Source organism: Ideonella livida (genome assembly GCF_010499455.1).
Classification (GTDB): Bacteria; Pseudomonadota; Gammaproteobacteria; order Burkholderiales; family Burkholderiaceae_C; genus Ideonella; species Ideonella livida.
This window is the reverse complement of the sequence record NZ_JAAGOH010000021.1, coordinates 65,403-86,496: the sequence shown is the minus strand read 5'-3', so window position 1 is coordinate 86,496 and position 21,094 is coordinate 65,403. Positions and strand designations below refer to the sequence as shown.

Annotated in this window: 17 protein-coding genes and 1 pseudogene; 7 read left to right on the top strand and 11 right to left on the bottom strand. The window is 70.7% G+C overall.

The window, feature by feature from the left end; translation table 11 throughout:
* Positions 1–582: 582 nt before the first annotated feature.
* From xylB to G3A44_RS16315, 8 genes and pseudogenes are all read right to left on the bottom strand, one after another.
* The gene (gene xylB / locus G3A44_RS16350) at positions 583–2,064 is read right to left on the bottom strand and encodes a xylulokinase (RefSeq protein WP_163458814.1); all 1,482 of its coding nucleotides are present in this window, start codon (positions 2,062–2,064) and stop codon (positions 583–585) included.
* Positions 2,065–2,092: 28 nt separating this feature from the next.
* Positions 2,093–3,052, bottom strand: coding sequence for an AraC family transcriptional regulator (locus tag G3A44_RS16345; RefSeq protein ID WP_163458813.1), 960 nt, complete (start codon positions 3,050–3,052; stop codon positions 2,093–2,095).
* 39 nt (positions 3,053–3,091) lie between these two features.
* Complete coding sequence (gene dalD / locus G3A44_RS16340) at positions 3,092–4,495, bottom strand: D-arabinitol 4-dehydrogenase (RefSeq protein WP_163458812.1); 1,404 nt, start codon at positions 4,493–4,495, stop codon at positions 3,092–3,094.
* Positions 4,496–4,502: 7 nt separating this feature from the next.
* Positions 4,503–5,234 (bottom strand): SDR family oxidoreductase, encoded by a 732-nt coding sequence (locus tag G3A44_RS16335; protein WP_163458811.1) that lies wholly within the window; start codon positions 5,232–5,234, stop codon positions 4,503–4,505.
* 25 nt (positions 5,235–5,259) lie between these two features.
* Positions 5,260–6,291, bottom strand: coding sequence for an ABC transporter ATP-binding protein (locus tag G3A44_RS16330; protein ID WP_163458810.1), 1,032 nt, complete (start codon positions 6,289–6,291; stop codon positions 5,260–5,262).
* Positions 6,292–6,307: 16 nt separating this feature from the next.
* The gene (locus tag G3A44_RS16325) at positions 6,308–7,138 is read right to left on the bottom strand and encodes a carbohydrate ABC transporter permease (RefSeq protein WP_163458809.1); all 831 of its coding nucleotides are present in this window, start codon (positions 7,136–7,138) and stop codon (positions 6,308–6,310) included.
* A gap of 18 nt (positions 7,139–7,156) precedes the next feature.
* Positions 7,157–8,014 (bottom strand): annotated as a pseudogene (locus G3A44_RS16320) (carbohydrate ABC transporter permease).
* A 180-nt stretch (positions 8,015–8,194) separates the two neighbouring features.
* On the bottom strand, positions 8,195–9,499 hold the full coding sequence (locus tag G3A44_RS16315) for an ABC transporter substrate-binding protein (RefSeq protein ID WP_163458808.1): 1,305 nt from the start codon (positions 9,497–9,499) through the stop codon (positions 8,195–8,197).
* A gap of 427 nt (positions 9,500–9,926) precedes the next feature.
* Here G3A44_RS16315 and G3A44_RS16310 point away from each other — a divergent pair, with 427 nt between their 5' ends.
* From G3A44_RS16310 to G3A44_RS16285, 6 genes are all read left to right on the top strand, one after another.
* Positions 9,927–11,246 carry an ABC transporter substrate-binding protein gene (locus tag G3A44_RS16310; protein WP_163458807.1) on the top strand — a complete coding sequence of 440 codons (1,320 nt, stop codon included), beginning with the start codon at positions 9,927–9,929 and terminating at the stop codon, positions 11,244–11,246.
* Between the two features lie 87 nt (positions 11,247–11,333).
* On the top strand, positions 11,334–12,524 hold the full coding sequence (locus tag G3A44_RS16305) for a class I SAM-dependent rRNA methyltransferase (RefSeq protein ID WP_163458806.1): 1,191 nt from the start codon (positions 11,334–11,336) through the stop codon (positions 12,522–12,524).
* Positions 12,525–12,616: 92 nt separating this feature from the next.
* On the top strand, positions 12,617–13,603 hold the full coding sequence (locus tag G3A44_RS16300) for a glycosyltransferase (RefSeq protein ID WP_163458805.1): 987 nt from the start codon (positions 12,617–12,619) through the stop codon (positions 13,601–13,603).
* A complete protein-coding gene (locus G3A44_RS16295) occupies positions 13,600–14,556 on the top strand; it encodes an NAD-dependent epimerase/dehydratase family protein (RefSeq protein ID WP_163458804.1) in 957 nt (318 codons plus the stop codon). Before G3A44_RS16300 ends, G3A44_RS16295 begins: the two co-directional genes overlap by 4 nt.
* Complete coding sequence (locus tag G3A44_RS16290; protein WP_163458803.1) at positions 14,556–14,969, top strand: GtrA family protein; 414 nt, start codon at positions 14,556–14,558, stop codon at positions 14,967–14,969. Before G3A44_RS16295 ends, G3A44_RS16290 begins: the two co-directional genes overlap by 1 nt.
* Positions 14,970–14,981: 12 nt before the next feature.
* A complete protein-coding gene (locus G3A44_RS16285) occupies positions 14,982–15,734 on the top strand; it encodes a class I SAM-dependent methyltransferase (protein WP_163458802.1) in 753 nt (250 codons plus the stop codon).
* A gap of 26 nt (positions 15,735–15,760) precedes the next feature.
* Here the strand turns inward: G3A44_RS16285 and G3A44_RS16280 are convergent, their stop codons facing one another.
* Positions 15,761–17,521: a glycosyltransferase family 39 protein gene (locus tag G3A44_RS16280; protein WP_163458801.1), complete on the bottom strand. Its 1,761-nt coding sequence runs from the start codon at positions 17,519–17,521 to the stop codon at positions 15,761–15,763.
* Between the two features lie 78 nt (positions 17,522–17,599).
* Positions 17,600–19,510 carry an MFS transporter gene (locus G3A44_RS16275; RefSeq protein WP_163458800.1) on the bottom strand — a complete coding sequence of 637 codons (1,911 nt, stop codon included), beginning with the start codon at positions 19,508–19,510 and terminating at the stop codon, positions 17,600–17,602.
* Positions 19,511–19,760: 250 nt separating this feature from the next.
* Between G3A44_RS16275 and G3A44_RS16270 the strand changes: the two genes are divergently transcribed.
* The gene (locus G3A44_RS16270; RefSeq protein WP_163458799.1) at positions 19,761–20,579 is read left to right on the top strand and encodes a hypothetical protein; all 819 of its coding nucleotides are present in this window, start codon (positions 19,761–19,763) and stop codon (positions 20,577–20,579) included.
* Between the two features lie 15 nt (positions 20,580–20,594).
* Here G3A44_RS16270 and G3A44_RS16265 read toward each other — a convergent pair whose 3' ends face one another.
* The gene (locus tag G3A44_RS16265) at positions 20,595–21,089 is read right to left on the bottom strand and encodes a YiaA/YiaB family inner membrane protein (protein ID WP_163458798.1); all 495 of its coding nucleotides are present in this window, start codon (positions 21,087–21,089) and stop codon (positions 20,595–20,597) included.
* Positions 21,090–21,094 lie beyond the last annotated feature (5 nt).

Genomic DNA, 21,094 nt, shown 5'->3' with positions numbered 1-21,094 from the left:
CCGGTGAAGTTGACTTCGACGCGGCCGGCTTGGTAGGAGCCCTTGGCGCCGGTGGACTTGATGTTCTGGACGCCGGTGTCGAGTTCCATGTTGGCGCTGACGCCGGTGGCGGCGAAGGCGGGGGCGGACAGGGCCAGGGCGGCGGCGGCGATCAGGGTCAGACGGGTCATCAGGGTGTCTCCAGTGGGTGTTGTCGCGGCCGGATCTGGGCGCGCGGTGGGGAGCGGTCCAACAGGCGAGGCCTATAAATAAACCTTGCTGAGTTATTAATGTAGAGAAACCAAAGCGCTTGCGGGATCCGGATGTTCCCTAGCATCGAGCCGTCGGTTTCAGGTGCGTTTCAGTACCTTTTTGCGCACTATTCACGACAACGTGAAAGGATCTGCGCGAAATTGAACGTTTGGCGGCCTCCCGACCGCTGCTGGGCGCCGATCGTCGGCGTTTGGCGGCGGGGCGGGGGCCCGGATTTCAGGCCGGATGCAGCGGGAGAGGCCGTTTTTGCGGGTTCTCCCTTGTGAACGGCACGCCACAGTGCGGGGGCGTGGCCGGCCGGGGGCTTGACGGCGCCAGGTCCGCCGCGGGTCAGGCTTGGGGAAAGTGCGGCTGCAGCAGGGGGTAGAGGGCTTGCCAGCGCCGGCGGCGCGGGGCCAGCTCGGCGGCTTGGGCGGCGTCGGGCGCGAAGCGGCGGGCCACGGGCGGGGTCAGGCACACGGCGTCCAGCGGACCGCCGCAGGCCAGCCAGGCCAGGCGCGCGGCGACCAGGGCGCCGCCGGCTTCGCCGCCGGGGTGGGTGACCAGGGGCACGCCGATCAGGCTGGCCAGTTGCTGGCACCACAGGGGGCTGCGCGCACCGCCGCCGACCACCGAGAGCTGGGCAACAGCGCCGGGCTCCGCGCCCAGGCTTTGCCAGCCATCCAGCAGGCCGAAGCTGACGCCTTCCATCACGGCGTAGCCCACGCTGGCGGCGTCGTGCGCGGCCGTCAGGCCGAACAGCACGCCCTGGGCATGGGGGTTGTTGTGCGGGCTGCGCTCGCCGCTGAGGTAGGGCAGGAACAGGGGGGCCTGGGCGCGCTGCGCGGGGCTGAGGGTGGCGATGCGGTCCATCAGCTCGGCCTCGCTGGCCAGGCCCATCAGCTCACGCACCCAGCGGATGGCACTGGCGGCCGAGAGCATCACGCTCATCTGGTGCCAGGTGCCGGGCACGGCGTGGCAGAAGGCGTGCACGGCCTGCGCCGGGTTGGGGCGGTAGCGGTCGCTGCTGAGGAAGATGACGCCCGAGGTGCCCAGCGAGACGAAGCCCTGGTGGGGCCGCACGGCGCCAATGCCCACGGCGCTGGCGGCGTTGTCACCGCCGCCGCCGGCGATGACCACCGCCGCGCCGTGGGCCGTGCCCACGCCCCAGCGGCTGGCCAGCGCGGGGCGCAGCGTGGCGGAGACGGCGCTGCCTTCCACCAGGCGCGGCATGTGGGCCTCGCTCAGGCCGGTGGCGGCCAGCAACGCGGGCGACCAGCGGCGCTGGGCCACGTCCAGCCACAAGGTGCCGGCGGCATCCGACATGTCGCTGACCGCTTCACCGCCAAGTTGCAGGCGCAGCCAGTCCTTGGGCAGCAGCACCTGGGCGGTGCGGGCAAAGCAGTCGGGCTCATGCCGGCGCACCCAGGCCAGCTTGGGCGCGGTGAAACCTGGCATGGCCAGGTTGCCGGCCGTGGCGTGCAGCGCGGGGCAGGCGGCCTCTAGCGCCGCGCATTCGGCGCCGCTGCGGCCGTCGTTCCACAGGATGGCCGGGCGCAGCACGTGGCCGGCGGCGTCCAGCAGCACGGCGCCGTGCATCTGGCCCGACAGGCCGATGCCGGCCACCTGGGCCAGGGCGTCGGCATGGCGGGCGCCCAGCTCGGCCATGACGGCTTCGCAGGCGGCCCACCAGTCGGCGGGGTCCTGCTCGCTCCACAAGGGCTGCGGGCGCTGCACGGTGAGCGGGGCACCGGCGGTGGCGACGATGCGGTGCTGGTCGTCCAGCAGCAGGGCCTTGAGTTCGGAGGTGCCGAGGTCGAGTCCGAGGAACATGGGCGTCAGGAGGGGGGCGGGCGCGGGGTCAGGCGCGGGGGTCGGGCATGGGGGGCAGGCCGAAGCGGCGGTCCGACTGGCGGCGGAACTCGCTGGGGGTCATGCCCTTGATGTCGAGGAAACGGCGGTTGAAGTTGGCGACGTTGTTGAAGCCAACCTCGTAGCAGATGTCGGTCACGCGGCGGTCGCTGTCCATCAGCAGCTGGCAGGCGCGGTTGACGCGCACGCGGTTGACGAAGTCGGTATAGGTGTTGCCGGTGGCGCGGCGGAAGAAGCGCGAGAAGCGGCTCTCGCTCATGTCCAGCTCGGCGGCCAGCTCGCCGGCCGAGAGGGACTGCGCGACGTTGTCGGTGATGCGCTGGACGATGGCGTTGATCTGGTCGAGCTGCGAGTCGTCGTCGCTGCTCTGCATCTGCACGTTGGACAGCAGGCGGTAGTCGGTGCAGCGGGCCAGCAGCGCCAACAGGTCGGCAAAGGCAGCGAAGCGGGCCAGGCCGCGCGCGCCCTTGATGCGCCGCCACTGCGTCTCGGCCTGCTCACCCAGGCCGAAGAACTCGATGCCGTGGCGGGCACGCTCCAGCATGGGCAGCACCTCGGCCAGCTCGGGGATGTGCTGGGCGGCGGCGGCCAGGGGTTCGTGGGTGAACTGGATGACCAGGTCGCGCTCGTCCACGCCGCCCTCGGGCAGGTCCATGGAGACCCAGTTGTGCGGCAGGCGCGGCCCGGTGAGCACCAGGTGGCCGGGCTGGAAGGGCCCGATCCAGTCGCCCACAAAGGCCTTGCCGGAGGTGGCCACGATGAGGTGCAGCTCGTACTCGTCGTGGTGGTGCCAGCGGGCCAGCGGCGTGGGAAAGCCGTGGCCCAGGCAGCGGATGAAGCCCACGTCCTCCGGCGCCTCGTAGCCCAGGGCCGGGCTGCGGGCGAAGTCATGCTCCAGCTCCGGTTGGCGCTGGCGGGGCACGGGGCGGGCGAGGGTGCGGCTGCTCATGGTGGGCTCCGGCGGGGTCCGGAACGGGGCCGGTCAGGTTCAGGCCGGCGTGCGGCGGGCCACGAACTCGGCCACCCGGGCGCTGGCGCGGCGCACGGCGTCCACCAGGCGGGCATCACCGGCGAGCGGGCCCCACAGCGGCGCATCGGCGCAGAAGGCGGCCACCGGGTCGGCGGCGTCGCAGATGGCGTGGGCCACGGCCGGGTCCATGGCCTGGTCTTGGTAGGTGTAGGGGATCTGGCCGGCGTGCCAGCGCTGCAGGTAGGCCAGGAACAGCGCCGGCAGCATGGCCACGCTGTCGATGGTTTCGCCCCGCGCCAGGCGCTCGCGGAAGGTGGGCGCGATGAAGCCAGGGATCTTGCTGAAACCGTCCATCGCCACGCGCTGGTTGGTGTCCTGGATGGCGGGGTTGGAGAAGCGGTCCAGCACCACGTCGCGGTACTGGGCCAGGTTCAGCGGGCAGGGCTTCTCGGGGGTGTCCAGCACCGGGATGACGTCGTCGGTGACGTAGTTGAACGCCATCTGGCGGATCTCGGCGTCCAGCGTGCCTTCGTGGATGTACAAAAAGCCGATCAATGTGCCGGCCCAGGCGATGCAGCTGTGGGTGGCGTTGAGCAGGCGGATCTTGGCCTCTTCATACGCGTCCACGCTCTGCACCATCTCCACGCCCACGGCCTCCCAGCCGGGGCGGCCGGCGGCAAAACGGTCTTCAATCACCCACTGGATGAAGCTCTCGCCCATCAGCGCGGCGGGGTCGTCCACGCCGGTGGCGGCCAGCACGCGCGCGCGCACGGCCGGCGTGGGGCGGGGGGTGATGCGGTCCACCATGGCGTTGGGGCTGGCGGTGTTCGCCTCCACCCAGGCCTTGAGGTCGGCGTCGCCAATCAGGTCGAGGAACTGCAGCAGGCCGGCGCGCGAGCGGTCGCCGTTGTGGCGCAGGTTGTCGCAGTTCAGCAGGGTGACGGGGCCGGCACCGGCGGCCTGGCGGGCGCGCAGGATGGCGGTCAGGGCGCCATAGATCGTCGGGCCGGGCCGGCCCTGGCGGGCGGCGTCGATGTCGGCGCGCAGGTCCGCGAAGGTGGCCACGTCCAGCTGGTTTTTGGCGTCCAGGTAGTAGCCGGCTTCGGTGACGGTGAAGCTGATGATGCGGGTGTCGGGATGGGCGCCGCGGGCGATCAGGCCGGCCAGGTCGGGCGTGTGGCCGATGACCTCCTGGATGGCGGTGATGCGCTCATAGCGGTGCTCACCCTGCGGGGAGATGGTCTCCAGCGTGTAGGCGCCGCCCTGGGCGGCCAGCGCGGCCACGGTCTCGGCCATGTCGGGCCGGGTGTTGCCGGCAGCGATGTGCCAGGAGGTGTCGCCGCTTTGGCGCAGGGCGTGCAGGTAGACGGCCAGGTGGGCGCGGTGGAAGGAGCCCAGGCCCAGGTGCAGGATGACGTTCATGGTGTGTTCAGAGGTCGAAATGGGTGGGCAGCATCACCACGTCGCGGATGGTCATGCCGCGCGGCCGGGTGAGCATGAACAGCGCCACCTCGGCCACTTCGGCGGGGTCGATCAGGCTGCCTTTGGCCTTGGCCTCAGCCAGCTTCTCGGCGGGCCAGTCGGCCAGCAGGGCGGTGATGACCGGCCCGGGAGAGAGCGCGCCCACACGGATGCCGTGCTGGAACACCTGGCGCCGTGTGGTCTGCACAAAGCAGTCGATGGCCCACTTGGAGGAGGCGTAGACCGGCTCCCAGGGGGTGGGGAAGTGCGCGGCCAGCGAGCTGGTGACCAGCACGTCGCCACGGCCCTGGGCGATGAAGTGCGGCAGCACGTCGCGCACGTTCTTCATGACCACGCCCACATTGAGCTGCAGCATGCGGTCGATGGCCTCGTGCGAGGCCTCCACCAGGTCGCCGCCCACATAGAGGCCGGCGTTGGCATGGAAGATGTCCAGCCGCCCACCGGTGAGCGCCAGCACGCCGGGCAGCAGCCGGGCGCATTGCGCGGGGTCCAGCAGGTCCAGCACCAGCGGCAGGGCGTCGGGGCCCAGCTCGGCCTGCAAGCGGGTCAGGGCGGCGGCGTCGCGGTCCACCAGCACCACGCGGGCGCCCGCGCCCAGCAGGGCGCGCACGGTGGCCAGGCCGATGCCGGAGGCGGCGCCGGTGATGGCGGCCACCTGGCCGTCGAGTCGGAAGCTCATGCGGTCTCTCCCCGGCGTTGGCGGTTCAGGCGCCGCGCACGGCGCGGCCTTGCGCGTCGAAGCGGTGGGCCTGGTCCAGGTCCAGGAACACGCCCACACGGTCGCCGTTGTGCAAGGTGCTGCGGCTGGCTTGGCGTGACACGATTTGCGCACCGCTGTCGGTGCTGACGTAGATCAGGGTCTCGGCGCCCAGCGCCTCGACCAGGTCCACGGTGCCGGGCAGGCCACCGTCGCGGGCCTGGGCAGCGGCCTGCAGGGTGACGGCCTCGGGGCGCAGGCCCACAAAGCCGCCGGCCGGCACGCCGGCGCCCGCGGGCAGCTGGGCGGCGGGCACCACGTTCATCTGCGGCGAGCCGATGAACTGGGCCACGAACTGGTTGGCGGGCCGGTCGTACAGCTCCAGCGGGGTGCCCACCTGCTCGATCAGGCCGTCCTTGAGCACGACGATGCGGTCGGCCAGGGTCATGGCCTCCACCTGGTCGTGGGTGACGTAGATGGTGGTGGCGCCCAACTCGCGGTGCAGGCGGGCGATCTCCACCCGGGTCTGGCCGCGCAGCGCGGCGTCCAGGTTGGACAGCGGCTCGTCGAACAGGAAGACCTTGGGCTGACGCACGATGGCGCGGCCAATGGCCACGCGCTGGCGCTGGCCGCCCGAGAGTTCCTTGGGCGTGCGCTGCAGGTAAGGCGTGAGGTTGAGGATCTGCGCCGCCTTCTGCACCTTCTCGTCGATGACCTTCGGGTCCACCTTGGCGAGCTTGAGCGCGAAGCACATGTTCTCGTAGACGCTCATGTGCGGGTACAGCGCGTAGCTCTGGAACACCATGGCCAGATCGCGCTTGGAGGAGGGGGCGTGGGTGATGTCACGCCCGTCCAGACGCAGCGCGCCTTCGGAGATGGTTTCCAGGCCGGCGATCAGGCGCAGCAGGGTGGACTTGCCGCAGCCCGAGGGGCCGACGAAAACGATGAACTCGCCCTTCTCAATGGTCAGGTCGATGCCCTTGATGGTGTGCACCGGGCCAAAGTGCTTCTGGATGCCCTGGAGTTGCAGGAATGCCATGGGAGGTGTCCTCGAATTACTTGACGGCGCCGAAGGTCAGGCCTTGAACCAGTTGCTTCTGGCTGAACCAGCCGAAGACGACGATGGGGGCGACGGCCAGCAGCGAGGCGGCCGACAACTTGGCCCAGAACAGGCCCTCGGGGCTGGAGTAGCTGGCGATCAGGGTGGCCAGGGTGCCGGCCTTGGCCGCGCCCAGGTTCAGGCTCCAGAAGGCCTCGTTCCAGCTCAGCACCAGGCACAGCAGGCCGGTGGAGGCCAGGCCGCCCATGCCCAGGGGCAGCAGCACCTTGGTGGCTTCCTGCCAGAGGGTGGCGCCGTCCATGCGGGCGGCCTCCAGGATCTCGTGCGGGATGTCCTTGAAGGCGGAGTACAGCATCCACACCATGATGGGCAGGTTGCTCAGCGTGAAGACGATGATCAGGCCCAGCCGGGTGTCCAGCAGCGCGCTCTTTTGCGCCAGCACGTAGATGGGCACCAGCGCGCCCACGGCGGGCATCATCTTGGTGGAGAGCATCCACATCAGGATGTCCTTGGTGCGCTTGCTGCGGAAGAAGGCCATGGAGTAGGCCGCCGGCGCCGCAATCGCCAGGCCCAGCAGGGTGGAGACCACGCTGGTGATGAGCGAGTTGGTGGCGTACAGCAGGTAGTCGCTGCGCTCCTGGACCTCGTGGAAGTTCTCCAGCGTGGGGGTGAAGACCACCAGCGCCGGCACGTTGATGGCCTGCAGCTCGGTCTTGAAGGCCGTCAGGAACAGCCAGCCCAGCGGGAAGAACAGCAGCAGGGTGACGGCCCAGGCCACCACGGTGCGGATCACCAGGGCCAGGGGGAAACGGTTAGGTTGGCTCATGGGTTGCGCCTCGTGGGTTCAGTCCAGGCTCTTGCCGACCAGGCGGATCAGGAAGGCCGCCGCGATGTTGGCCAGCACCACCGCGAACAGCGCGCCGGCCGAGGCCACGCCCGCATCAAAGTTCAGCAGCGCCTGCTTGAAGATCAGGAAGGCCACGTTGGTGCTGGCGTCGCCCGGGCCACCGCCGGTGGTGGTGAAGATCTCGGCGAAGACAGAGAGCAGGAAGATCAGCTCGATCATCACCACCACCGCCACCGAGCGGCCCAGGTGCGGCAGCACCATGTAGCGCAGCTGCTGGAGGTAGTTGGCGCCGTCCATGCGGGCCGCCTCCAGCTGCTCACGGTTGAGCTACTGCAGCGAGGTGATGAAGATCAGCGTGGCAAAGGGCAGCCACTGCCAGCTGATCATGATGATGATGGACAGCAGTGGCCAGTCGGTCAGCCAGTCCACCGGCGCCAGACCGAAGAACTGCCACACCTGGGCCAGCACGCCGTAGATGGGGTTCATCATCATGTGCTTCCACAGCAGCGCATTGACCGTGGGCATGACAAAGAACGGGGAGATGAGCAGCACGCGCACCAGGCCCCGGCCCGGGAAAGGCTCGTCGATGAGCAGGGCGATGCCGATGCCCAGCACGGTGGTGATGGCGATCACACTGCCCAGCAGCAGCAGGGTGTTGAGCACCGACACCGTGAAGGACGGGTCGGTGAGAAAGTATTCGAAGTTCTCGAGCCCGGCAAAGCCCGTCACATCGGGCTGCATCAGGTTGTAGCGGATCACGCTGAAGTACAGCGTCATCACCAGCGGCACGATCATCCACAGGAAGAGCGTGCCGATGGCCGGCGCCATCAGGGCGCGGGGCAGAAGGCGGTTCATCGCGGAGCTTTCAGAGTCGGCGGGCAGCAGCGCGGCAGCAGGCGCCAGGGCATGGGCCCCCGGGCCATGGCGCGGCCCGCGCCGGCGCGGGCGCAGGCCCCTGGCACGGGCGGCCGGTCTGGGGCAGACGGGAAAGGCCCCGCGCCGGCCAAGCCAGTGCGGGGCCGTGCGAAGGTCGGCTTACTTGTAGTAGCCGGCCTTGCGCATCTCGCGGTCAGCCGCGGTCTGGCTGGCCTTGAGGGCGGCGTCCACCGAGGTCTTGCCCGCCAGGGCAGCGCTCATCTGCTGGCCCACGGCGATGCCGATGGCCTGGAACTCCGGGATGGCGGCGAACTGCACGCCGACATACGGGCTCTTGGGCAGGGTGGAATCGTTGGGGTTGGCCGATTCGATGGCCTTGAGCTCAGCCGCGGCAAAGCGGGCCGCCTTCTGGAACTCCGGCGTGGCGTAGGTGCTCTTGCGGGTGCCGGTGGGCACATTGGCCCAGCCATTGGTCTTGGCCACCAGCTGGATGTAGTCCTTGGACGTGGCCCAGGTGATGAACTTCTGCGCGGCCTCCACCTTCTGCGAGCCGGCCGGGATGGCCAGGTTCCAGCTCCACAGCCAGTTGGCGCCCTTGGGCGTGGCGGCGGTGGGGGCCTGGGCAAAGGCCATCTGGTCGGCCACCTTGGACTGCTTGGGATCGCTCACGAAGGAGGCGGCGATGGTGGCGTCGATCCACATGCCGCACTTGCCGGCGTTGGTCAGTGCCAGGATCTCGTTGAAGCTGTTGGCCGACGAGCCGGGAGGGCCGTAGTTCTTCAGCAGGTCCACGTAGAAGGTGATGGCGTCCTTCCAGGGCTTGGATTCGAGCTGCGGCTTCCACTGCATGTCGAACCACTGGCCGCCGTGCGTGTTGACCAGGGTGGACAGGAAGGCCATGTTGTCGCCCCAGCCCGGCTTGCCGCGCAGGCAGATGCCGTACACGCCGGCCTTGGGGTCGTGGATCTTCTTGGCCAGGTCGGCGATCTGGGCCCAGGTCGGGCGCTCGGGCACCTGCACGCCCACCTTGTCGGCCAGGTCCTTGCGGTACATCAGCATCGAGGACTCGCCGTAGAACGGGGCGGCAAAGAGCTTGCCGTCCACGGTCAGGCCACCGCGCACGGCCGGCAGCAGGTCGTCCACGTCATAGGCAGCGTCGGTCTTGAGGGCCTGCAACCAGCCCTTCTTGCCCCAGATCGGCGCCTCGTACATGCCGATGGTCATCACGTCGAACTGGCCGCCCTTGGTGGCGATGTCGGTGGTCACGCGTTGGCGCAGCACACCCTCTTCCAGCGTCACCCACTTGAGCGTGATGCCCGGATTGGCCTGCTCGAACTGCTTCGAGAGCTTCTGCATCTCGATCATGTGACCGTTGTTCACGGTGGCGATCACCAGCTCGGTGTTGGCATGGGCGCCAAGGGCGGCCAGGCCGAACGCCAGGGCCAGAGAGGTCTTCAACTTCATGGTTTGTCTCCAGGGTCTGTCGGAGGAGTTCCAGGGAAGGGGCTGGCGATGCCGCTATCCCGGGCTTGGGCATCGACGGGGGTGAACGATAGGGCGCCCGGTTTGGCCCAGTTGATACGCAGAACGGCAGCATGTGTACTGTCTTGCGCCACATGGCCCGTGTTTTCCCTAAACAGCGTGAATTTCGTACAGGTTGATGCAGTGGCTGCGCCCCCACCCGCACGAGCGCATCACACGGCCGCGCGCGATCGCGCAGGCGCACAGCCCTGTTGAGGGGCCTGCCGCCCCCGGGGAAAGCACGGGGACCAGGCCGACCTGTCGGTATCTGCCGGCAACAAGCGCGTATCGGTCGCCATGGGGCCGGCTGGCTACGCTGCGACCCGCAGAACGTGACGTGCTGCACACATTGCCCGGAGGTTGTTGTCCCATGGTGCCGCTCCCCACCCGTCCCGCTGCCTTGGCCACCCTGGCCCTGGCCCTGGCCGCCCCCAGCGCCCACGCCGCCGTGGAGCTGGTGGTGGCCACGGTGAACAACCCGCAGATGATCGAGATGCAGAAGCTCTCGAAGCAGTTCGAGCAGGCCCATCCGGACATCACGCTCAAGTGGGTGACGCTTGAGGAAGGCGCGTTGCGCCAGAAGGTCTCGCTGGACATCGCACAGCAGGGCGGGCAGTTCGACGTGGTCACCATCGGCATGTACGAGACGCCGATCTGGGGCCGCAAGGGCTGGCTGCGCGAGATCCAGGCCGATGAGCGCTACAACCTCAAAGACGTGCTGCCCACGGTGCGCGCCGGCCTGTCGGTGGGCAAGGCGCTGTACGCCGCGCCTTTCTACGGCGAAAGCTCGATGACCATCTACCGCACCGACCTGTTCGAGCAGGCCGGGCTGTCCATGTCCAACCGCCCCACCTGGGCCGACATCCGCACCGCGGCCCAGAAACTGCACGACCCCAAGAACGGCCGCTACGGGGTTTGCTTGCGCGGCAAGCCCGGCTGGGGCGACAACATGGCCCTGCTGTCGACCATGGTCAACACCTGGGGCGGCCAGTGGTTCGGCATGGACTGGAAGCCGCAGATCGACGCCAAGCCGTGGCAGGAGGCCGTGTCCTTCTACGTGGACCTGCTGAAAAACTACGGCCCGCCCGGCGCCGCGGCCCACAGCTTCAACGAGAACCTGCAGCTCTTCGCCCAGGGGCGCTGCGCCATCTGGGTGGACGCCACCGCCGCCGGCACCGCCCTGAGCGACCCGCGGCTGTCCAAGGTGACCGCGCAGACCGGCTTTGCCCTGGCGCCCACCGCCGTCACGCCCAAGGGGGCGAGCTGGCTGTGGGCCTGGGCCCTGGCCATTCCGGCCACCTCGCGCCAGGCCGACGCGGCCCAGCGCTTCGTGCGCTGGGCCACCTCCGAGGACTACCTGAGCCTGGTGGGCCGCACCGCCGGCTGGGCCGCGCTGCCCTCGGGCACGCGCTACTCCACCTACCGGCGTCCGGAGTTCCGCCAAGCCGCCCGTTTCGCCATGATCGAGGCGGTCTCCATCGCCATGGCCGACCCCAACGCCGCCACGCTGCAGCCGGCGCCCTACACCGGCGTGCAGTTCGCCTCGATTCCAGAATTCCAGTCCATCGGCCAGCACACCGGCCAGCAGATCAGCGCCGCGCTGGTGGGCCAGCTCAGCGTGGGCCAGGCCCTGGCCAACGCCCAGACCCAGGCCGAGCAGGTGATGCGCCAGGCGGGCTACATGAAGTGACTGGGCGCCCCCGGTCAAGCCCACCGGGGCGGGCCCACACAGGCAGGACGTCGTGGGGATCCCAGCCTGCAGGCGACAATTCGAGACATGAAAGTCATCCGCCTGCGAGAAGGAAAAGAGCGTTCGCTGCTGCGTCAGCACCCCTGGGTGTTTGCCGGCAGCGTGGACAAGGGCAAGGCCGATGCGGGCGAGACCGTGCGCGTGGAGAGCCACGACGGCCGCTTCCTGGCCTGGGCCGCCTTCAGCCCCACCTCCATGATCCGGGTGCGCGCCTGGAGCTTTGACGAGGCCGAGCGCATTGACGCCGCCTTCTTCCAGCGCCGCGTGGCCGCCGCCGTGGCCATGCGCCAGCGCCTGGCCATCCCCAGCAACGGCGTGCGCCTGATCCACGGCGAGGCCGACGGCCTGCCCGGCCTGATCGTGGACCGCTACGAGGACATCCTCTCGGTGCAGTTCCTCTCCGCCGGCACCGACCGCTGGAAGGAGACCATCGCCGACGCCCTGCTGGCGGCCACCGCGCCGCTGGGCTGCACCCGCCTCTATGAGCGCAGCGACTCCAGCGTGCGCCAGATGGAGGGCCTGCCCCCCGTGAAGGGCTGGCTGCGGGGCTCGGGCGCCACCACCGTCACCCTGCGCGAGCACCGCATCCAACTCACGGTGGACGTGGAGGAAGGCCACAAGACCGGCTACTACCTGGACCAGCGCGAGAACCGCGAGCTGTTCGCCCGCATGGTGGCCCAGTTCGGCTGCCAGAGCGTGCTCAACTGCTACAGCTACACAGGCGGTTTCAGCGTGGCGGCCCTGGCCGGCGGCGCGCAGGAGGTCATCAGCGTGGACTCCTCCGGCCCGGCCCTGGCCCGTGCCACGGCGCATGTGGCACTCAACGGCTTCGATCCGGCGCGCCACACCGCGCTGGACGCCGACGTCAACGGCACGCTGCGCCAGCTGCTCAAGGACGGCCGGCGCTTTGACGCCATCATCCTGGACCCGCCCAAGTTCGCGCCCAGCGCCGCGCACGCCGACCGCGCCAGCCGCGCCTACAAGGACATCAACCGCCTGGGCCTGAAGCTGCTCAACCCCGGCGGCCTGCTGCTGACCTTCAGCTGCTCCGGCGGCATCGGCGCCGAGCTGTTTCACAAGATCGTGGCCGGCGCCGGCCTGGACGCCCAGGTGGACGCCTACCTGCTGCAGCGCCTGGAGGCCGCGCCCGACCACCCCACCACCCTGTGCTTCCCAGAAGGGGAATACCTCAAGGGGCTGATGCTGCTCAAGCGCTGATTCATCCGGAAGGCTGATAGGCGCCAGGGCGCCACCGCATGACAATCCGCCGACTCCACTCCCCGGCGGCGGCCCGTCCCCGCCCTGCGACCATGAGCCCGACGGATCTCCAGCATGTGTCTGTGGTGGTGCCGGTCTATGGGGGCGAAACCACGCTGCCCACCCTGATCCAGGAGCTGCTGCCCCTGACCCAGCCCGGCGTCACACCGGGTGGCGTGGCCTTCGCGGTGACCGAGATCCTCTTGGTGCACGACTGCGGCCGCGACCGCTCCGACCTGGTGATGGAGGCCCTGGCGGCCCGTCATCCGGTGGTGCGGCCGGTCTGGCTGACCCGCAACTTCGGCCAGCATCCGGCCACCCTGGCGGGCATGGCCAGCGCCACGGGCCACTGGATCGTCACCCTGGACGAGGACGGCCAGCAAGACCCGCGCGACATCGGCGCCCTGCTGGACCTGGCCCTCGGGCAGGCGCTGCAGCTGGTCTACGCCAGCCCCACCAACCAGGCGCCGCACGGCGCGGCGCGCAACTTCTTCAGCGCCACAGCCAAGGCCATCAGCCGGCGGGTGCTGGGCCACCAGGAAATCGGCCGCTTCAACAGCTTCAGGCTGATCGACGGCGAGATCGCCCGCACCCTGGCCGCCTACTGCGGCACCGGCGTGTACCTGGACGTGGGCCTGCGCTGGCTGGTGGGCCGCGTGGGCTTCTGCCCGGTGCAGCTGCGCCGCGAGATGGACCGCCCCTCCAACTACAACTACCGGCGCCTGGCCTCGCACTTCTGGCGCCTGGTGCTCACCACCGGCACCCGGCCGCTGCGGCTGATCACCCTGGTGGGCTTGTGCTCGCTGGCCTTGGCCTTTGGCCTGACCGCTTGGGTCATCTGGTCCAAGCTCCATGGCGGCCTGGCCGTGCCGGGCTGGGCCTCCCTGTTCCTGGCCACCTCGCTGTTCTCCGGCGCCATCCTCACCGCGCTGGGCATCATCGCGGAGTACCTGGCCGTGACCATGGGCATCGCCATGGGCAAGCCGCTCTATGTGGTGGGCACCAAACCCACCCGGCCCGCCCCGCCGCCACGGCCATGAGCCAACCCCTGTGCTGGATCCTGGGCGCCGGCGGCCTGCTGGGCCGTGCGCTCGGGGCGGGACTGGCCAGCTCACGGCAGCACTTCCGCCTGGCGCAGCCCCTGGCCTGGGACGACCCGCCCCGCCTGCAGGCGCAGCTGGAGGCGGCCTGCCAGCGCTTTGCCGCCCAGGCCTGCGCCCACCCGCGCTGGGAGCTGTGCTGGGCCGCAGGCACCGGCACCCTGCACAGCCCCGAGACCGCGCTGCTGCGCGAGGAGGCGGCCCTGGCCCACCTCCTGCGCGTCCTGGCCAGGCAGCCCGCGCTGGTCGAGCGCCCGGGCCTGGTGATGCTGGCCAGCTCCACCGGCGCGCTCTATGGCCACCAGACCGGCGGGCTGGTGGATGAGGACACGCCCATCGCCCCGACCACCGCCTATGGCCATGCCAAGGCGCGTCAGGAGGCGCAACTGCTGCAGGCCGCCGCGTCCTGGCCCGGGCAGCGCCTGTCGGTGCTGGCCGCCCGGCTGAGTTCGCTCTACGGCACCGACCAGGCCGCCCACAAGGCCCAAGGCCTGCTGACCCAGATCGCCAGGCGCACGCTGCGCCATCAGGTTGTCCACATCTACGTGCCGCTGGACACGCTGCGCGACTACCTCTTCGCGCCGGATGCCGCCGCCCACCTGCGCCAGGCCATGGACCAGCTGGCCGATCAGCCTGGCGCCCTGGTGCGCATCTTTGCCGCCGAGCGCAGCACCAGCGTGGCCGAGCTGCTCCGCACCTTCGGCCATGTGATGCACCGGCCGCCGCGGGTGGTGACCTCGGTCTGTGCCGCCAGCCTGGCCTACGCCCGGCAGGTGCGTTTCCGCTCCCGGCTGCCGCTGGCCGGGCCCACGCCGGTGCGCACGCCACTGCCGGCCGGCATCAGCGCGCTGGTCGCCGCCGAGCGCCTGCGCTATCAGCAGGCAGGCCCCTGATGTGGCCGCAGGTCGGGGCGGAGCTGCGACGCCTGGTCCGGTTCGGGCTGGTCGGCGTGGCCAACACCGTGCTCACCCTGGGGCTGGTGCTGGCGCTGCAAGCCGGCCAGGGCTGGCCACCGCTGTGGGCCAATGCGGTGGGCTATGCGGTCGGCATCGCCAACAGCTACGCCTTGAACAGCCGCTGGACCTTTGGCCAGCGCCAGCTGCAGGCCGGCCAATTCCTGGGTTTTGTCACCGTCAACGCACTGGCCTACCTGGCCAACCTGGCCACGGTGGCCACGGCCCTGCACCTGCTGGCCTGGCCCGCGCTGTGGGCACAGCTGGCTGGCGCCCCGGCCTATACCCTCAGCGCCTACCTGCTGAGCCGGCGCTGGGTCTTCCGCCCGCCGCCGCCCCCCACCTCACCCTGAACCCCATCGCACGTGGAAAACGACGTCTACCACCAGTTCCATGCCGTGGAGGAGCACCACTGGTGGTTCCGCGGACGCCGCCGCGTGCTGCTGCGCGTGCTCCAGGCCCTGCTCCCGCCCTGCCCCGGCCCGCAGCCCCGCACGGTGCTGGAGGTCGGCTGCGGCACGGGCGGCAACCTGCCCCTGCTGGCCACGCTGGGCCGGGTCAGCGCCATGGAGCTGGATGCGGGCGCCCGCGCCCGCGCCCAGGCCCGCGGCCTGTGCGAGGTACGCAGCGGACACCTGCCCGACGCGGTGCCCTTTCACACCACCTTTGACCTGGTCTGCGCGCTGGACGTGGTGGAGCATGTGGCCGACGACGTGGCCGCGCTGCGCGCGCTGGCGGACCGGCTGGCACCGCAGGGGCGGCTGCTGGTGACGGTGCCCGCCTACGGCTTCTTATGGAGCCAGCACGACGTGCGCAACCACCACCACCGCCGCTACACCCGGGGGCAGCTGCTGCGTGCCATGGCGCAGGCGGGGCTGCGCGTGCACTACGCCAGCTATTTCAACTGTTGGCTGTTTCCGGCGGCGCTGGCCTCCAGGGGGCTGCAGCGCCTGCTGCGGCGGCCGCTGGGTGACGAACTGGCCCTGCCCCACCCCGCCATCAACCGCCTGCTGGAGCGCGTCCTGGCCTCCGAAGGGGCGTTGCTGCCCCGTATCCGCCTGCCCTTCGGCCTGTCGGTGGTGGCGGTGGCCACCCGGCCGGCCCCGCCGACGGCCTGAACCCGCGCGGGCACCGCAGCCCGCGGTCAGGGCCTGACTGGCGCTTGCTGCGCGGCTGACGGGGCCTGGCGCTGCAGGATGTGGATCTGCTCGGTGCGGCCCGTCAGCCGGCGCTGGTAAGGCACCGTCTCCAGCAGGCGGTAGCCCGGCATCGGCCCCAAGGCCAGCTGGTAGGCGTCGTCTTCGACCCAGTACCAGCTCTTGTCGGGCAGGGTACTGGGCCCGCCGCGGCGGTAGAGCAGCCAGCCGTTGTAGTCGTAGCCACCATCCAGGACCTGCGGCCCGATGCCGCGCGCATGCAGGCGGGCCACCGCCTGCCACTTGGCCTCACTCATGGCCCAGAAGTCACGCACGCCAACCACCGCCAGGGCCAGCTGCAGGGCGCACAGCCCGGCGGCCAGGGCCAGCGCCTTCGGGGCCGGCGGCCGGGCCGCCTGCGGCCAGCACCGCACGCCCACCAGCGCCAGCAGCGGCAGCACGGGCAGCAGGTAGCGGTCAAAAAAGGTGGCCGGCCCGAAGCAGATGGCCAGCCCCAACAGGGCCGCCGCCACCGCCGCCAGCACCGTCTGGGCCGACCACCGTGCCCGCGCCTGCGCCCAGCCCACCGGCACCGCGAATCCGGCCCGCCACGCCGCCCGGCCCGGCGTTGCCGCCTGCCGACGGGCCCAGGCCGCCTCCACCAGCACCGCCACCGTCCAGGCCGCCAGCAGGGTCAACCCGCCCCACAGGCCCCACAACCAGAGCGGGGTCTGGGGAACGTGCAGACCCAGCAACAGGTTGTCGCGCAAGGTCACCGGCCCGATGCCCCAGGGCTGGAGGACATTGGTCCAGGCAGGAAAGTATTTGCCCCAGGCCAACATGAGCGGTAATTGCAGCAGGCTCAGCAGCAGCAGACGCCGGTCATAGCCGGGGCATCCGGCCTCGCGCCAGGCCTGGCGCCGCTGCGCCGCCCACAGCAGGGCCAGGGGCGACAGCAGCATCGCCGCGTACAGCAGCAGGATGGCCACCCGGCCCCATTTGAGCCAGCGCCACAGCAGCTCACTCACCGGCTGCTGCAGCGAAGGTTGGCGCCCCTGCAGCATCAGCCAGTGCTGCAGCAGCCCATAGGCCAGCACCACGACGGCCACCAGGGCCAGGCCACGCCACCAGGTGGACCGGGTCAGGCCATCGCGCCAGGCCATCGACAGCAGCAGGGCCGGCAACAGCACCAGCCCAAACTGCCGGGTGAGCGCCGCCAGCACACCGCACAGGCCGCCCAGCAGCCCCCAGCGGGCGCCGCGGCCATCCAGCCACCGACCCCAGGCCAACACCGTGGCCATGACCAGGACGCAGAACGTCACGTCCGACATGTAGGTCAGGCTGAGGCTGAAATAGAGCGGGTTCAGGCCCAGCGCCCCGGCCGCGCTGGCCGCCACCGCCGGATGGGCACCGGCGTCACGCAGGAGCCGGTAGGCCAGCAACAGCCCCACCAGGCCCAGCAGCGTCACCGACAGGCGCAGCGGCACGAAGCCGAAGCCACCACCCAGCCAGGCAAAGGCGGCACCCCAATACACATGGGGCAGCGTCAAGGCCTGTGAAAAGTCCGGAAGGTGGAAACGCCCGGTCTCCAGCAGGGTGCGCACCGAGATCGCATAGACCCAATCGTCGTTGACCGGGTAGTCCCCACCCCAGCCGGCGGCCGCCACGGCAGCACACCAAAGGCCCGTCAACAACCCCATCAGCCAGGCGTCGGCACGACGGCCCGCACCGCTGCCGCCCGGGTCCTGTTCCCCCGTCGTCTTGTGCATGCATCCCTCCCCTGTCCTTGACCACCCAGCCCGCCGGGGTCCACCACCCCGTCTGCGCGGGGCATGCGGACGGGGCCCTCAGCCGCGCCGCGGCGCGGCCGCGTGCAGCAGCCCCTGCACCGTCCCCTGCAACCCCTCCAGCGTCACCTGCCCGGCAGGCACAGCCGGCGCCACATCCAGCGTGACGCGGCTGAACAGGCCGCGGCGCAGCGGGCGCACCATGGCGCGGCCACCCTCGATGCGGGAGAAGAAGCTGCCCCAGAGGTTGCCCAGGGCCATGGGGACGACAGGCACCGGCTGCGTGGCCAGGATCTTCATCACCCCGCCCTTGAAGGGCTGGAGCTGGCCGTCCACGGTGATGCCGCCCTCGGGGAAGATGCCCAGCAGGTCGCCATCGGCCAGCACCTGGCCGGCGGCGGCCAGGGCTCGTTCGTAGGCGGCGGGGTCTTCGCCGCGCGGGGCCACCGGAATGGCCTTGGCCAGACGGAACAGCCAGCCCAGCACCGGCACCTTGAAGATGCGGTGGTCCATCAGGAAGCGGATGGGCCGGGGGCTGGCGGCCATGAGCAGCACCGCATCGACAAAGCTGACGTGGTTGCACACCAGGATGGCCGGTCCCTCGGTGGGGATGTGCTCGGCCCCGCGCAGGCGGAAACGGTACACCCCGTGCGAGAGCACCCAGGCCACAAAGCGCAGCAGGTACTCGGGCACCAGCAGGAAGATGTAGCCGGCCACCAGGGCGTTGAGCAGGGCCGTCAGGCCGAAGACCTCGGGCACGGTGAAGCCGGCCGACAGCAGCACGCCCACGCCCAGGCTGCTGGCGATCATGAACAGGGCGTTGAGGATGTTGTTGGCCGCGATGATGCGGGCGCGGTGGCTGGCGGGCGAGCGCAGCTGGATCAGCGCATACATGGGCACGCTGTAGAGCCCGGCGAACAGCGAGAGCAGGAACAGGTCCGCCAGCACCCGCCAGGTGCCCGCCTGCGCCAGGAAGGCGACCACGCCCAGCGGCGCGGCGGCAGGCAGGCCCCGGCTGGCCAGGTACAGGTCGGCGGCAAAGACGCTCATGCCGATGGCCCCCAGCGGCACCAGGCCGATCTCCACATGCCGGCGGCTGAGCGTCTCGCACAGCAGCGACCCCAGGCCCACCCCCACCGAGAACACCACCAGCAGCAGCGAGGCCACGTGCTCATCACCATGCAGCACGTTCTTGGCAAACGAGGGGAACTGCGAGAGGAACACCGCGCCGAAGAACCACATCCAGGAGATGCCCAGCAGCGAGCGGAACACCACGATGTTGCCGTGGGCCAGCTTGAGGTTGCGCCAGGTCTCGGTGAAGGGGTTCCAGTTGACCTGCAGCCCTGGTGCGGTGGGCGGGGTGGCCGGCACGGCCTGGGCGGTGAGGCGGCCCAACACCGCCAGCGCCAGGCTCACGGCGGCCACGGCCTGGGAGCCTGGCAACACCGCCTCGGGCGGCAGCGCGATGAGCAGGCCGCCCAGCACATTGCCCATCAGGATGGCCACGAAGGTGCCCATCTCGATCATGCCGTTGCCGCCGGTCAGCTCATCCTCACGCAGGTGCTGCGGCAGGTAGGCGAATTTGACGGGCCCGAACAGCGTGCTGTGCAGGCCCAGCAGGCCGATGCAGCCCAGCAGCAGCCCCACCTGGCCGGTGGCCATGCCCACCGTCACCAGCACCATGATCAGGATCTCCAGGTTCTTGACCATGCGGGTCAGGAAGGCCTTGTCGTACTTGTCGGCGATCTGGCCCGAGGTGGCCGAGAACAGCACGAAGGGCGCGATGAACACCGCCCCGATGGCCAGGCCGGCCAGCGAGGGCGGCAGCCAGTCCACCTGCAGCCGGTAGGTGACCAGCACGGTGAAGGCGAACTTGAAGACGTTGTCGTTCATCGCCCCCAGGAACTGCGTCCAGAAGAACGGGGCGAAACGGCGCTGGCGCAGCAGGGTGAACTGGTTGGGCGAGCTCATGGGTGGGGCGGGAACGCGGGTCGGTCGGGGGTGGGCGGCGCTCGGGCGCGCAGGCGGGCGGCCCCGGGCGGACCCGGTCTGGCCATGCCCCTTGGGGGGACTGCTCCGGGCTGAATGTAGCCGCGATGCATGACCGCGGCCACGGCCGGCGGGCGGTCTCCCCCATCTTGGGCGGCGGCCGGGCCCGTACCATGCGGGCCCGCCGGCCCCGCCGATGGCGCGACCGGGGCGGCGGCGCAAAGGATGCGAGATGGATGAGCATGACGACGGCGATGGACGCTATGTGGTGGGCCCCGCGCCGGTGAACCGGCGCACCTCGCCCCAGGCCTGGCGGGAGGCGGCGCCGGCGGCGGCGGCGGTGCCCCCGGCCCAGGCGCGCCGGCTGCTGGCCCGTCAGAGCCTGGGGCTGCCCCTGGCCGAGACGCTGCCGGCCACCGCGGCCACCCCGGGCACACACCGCCTGCCCGGCCCGGTGCTGGCCGCCGCGGTGGGGACCGTGGCCCTGGGGGTGCTGACGCCACTGCTGCCCGCAGGCCTGCCCACGGTGCTGGCCGCCGGCGGTGCCGCCCTCAGCGCGGCCCTGGCGGGCTGGCAGCTGCACCGGGCGGCCCAGCAACGGGCGGCGGCGCAGCCGGCGGCCACCGGCTGGCAGACGCTGCGCCTGGACACGACAACGCTGCACAGCCTGGACGCGCTGCTGACCGAGGTGGTGGCGGCCCTGCTGGAGGAAGGCGATGCGGCCGCGGCCGAGCCGCTGCGCGAGCTCAAGCATCAGTTGGCGGCGGCCCTGGGGCGGCCAGCGCCGTCCACCGAGGACGCGCTGTTCCTGGGCCAGTGCGTGCGCCGCTACCTGCCCGACTCGCTGCAGGCCTATCTGCAGGTGCCGGCCGCGCGCCGCGGGCAACCCCTGGCACCGGGCGGTGAGAGCGCTCGCGCCCTGCTGGCCAGCCAGCTGGCCAGCCTGTCGGCCCAGCTGGCGGCCATCGAGGCGCGGGCCGGGGCCCAGGCGGGCGAGGCCCTGCTGCGCCAGCAGGCCTTCCTGCAGGCCAAGGCGCGGCGTCCCGGCTGAGGACGCCCTGGCCGCTCAGGCGGCCTGGCGCGGCTCGGGGCGCGCGTCGGGGCGCAGCTCGCTGGCCTGGCGCTGCTCGCGGGCCTGCTGGGCGGCACGGGCCATCAGGTCGGCCTCGTGGCGGTCACGGGCGGTCTTGGCCACGGTGAAGGTGGTGCTGACCATGAACAGCCAGGACACGACCATGTAGTTCTTGTGCCAGGTGTCGATGTTCATGCGCCACAGGCCCCAGGCGGTGAGCACCATGGCCGCGGCAAAGCCGGCCCACACCGTGATCACCCAGCCCTGGGTGTCGACCTGGTTGTCGCGGTTGTCGCGCTGGGTCTTGGCCAAGGCCAGGCAGGCGAACAGCGAGAAGAACATGCCCAGGGCCACAAAGGCGCGGTCCAGCTGCTGGCCGGGCAAGTCCCAGGTGCCGACCACACAGGCCAGGATGGACAGGATGAAGGCGGCCCAGACCTGCAGGCGCCAGGCGCCGGTGTCACGTTGCATCACATAGCGGGTAGACATGGAGA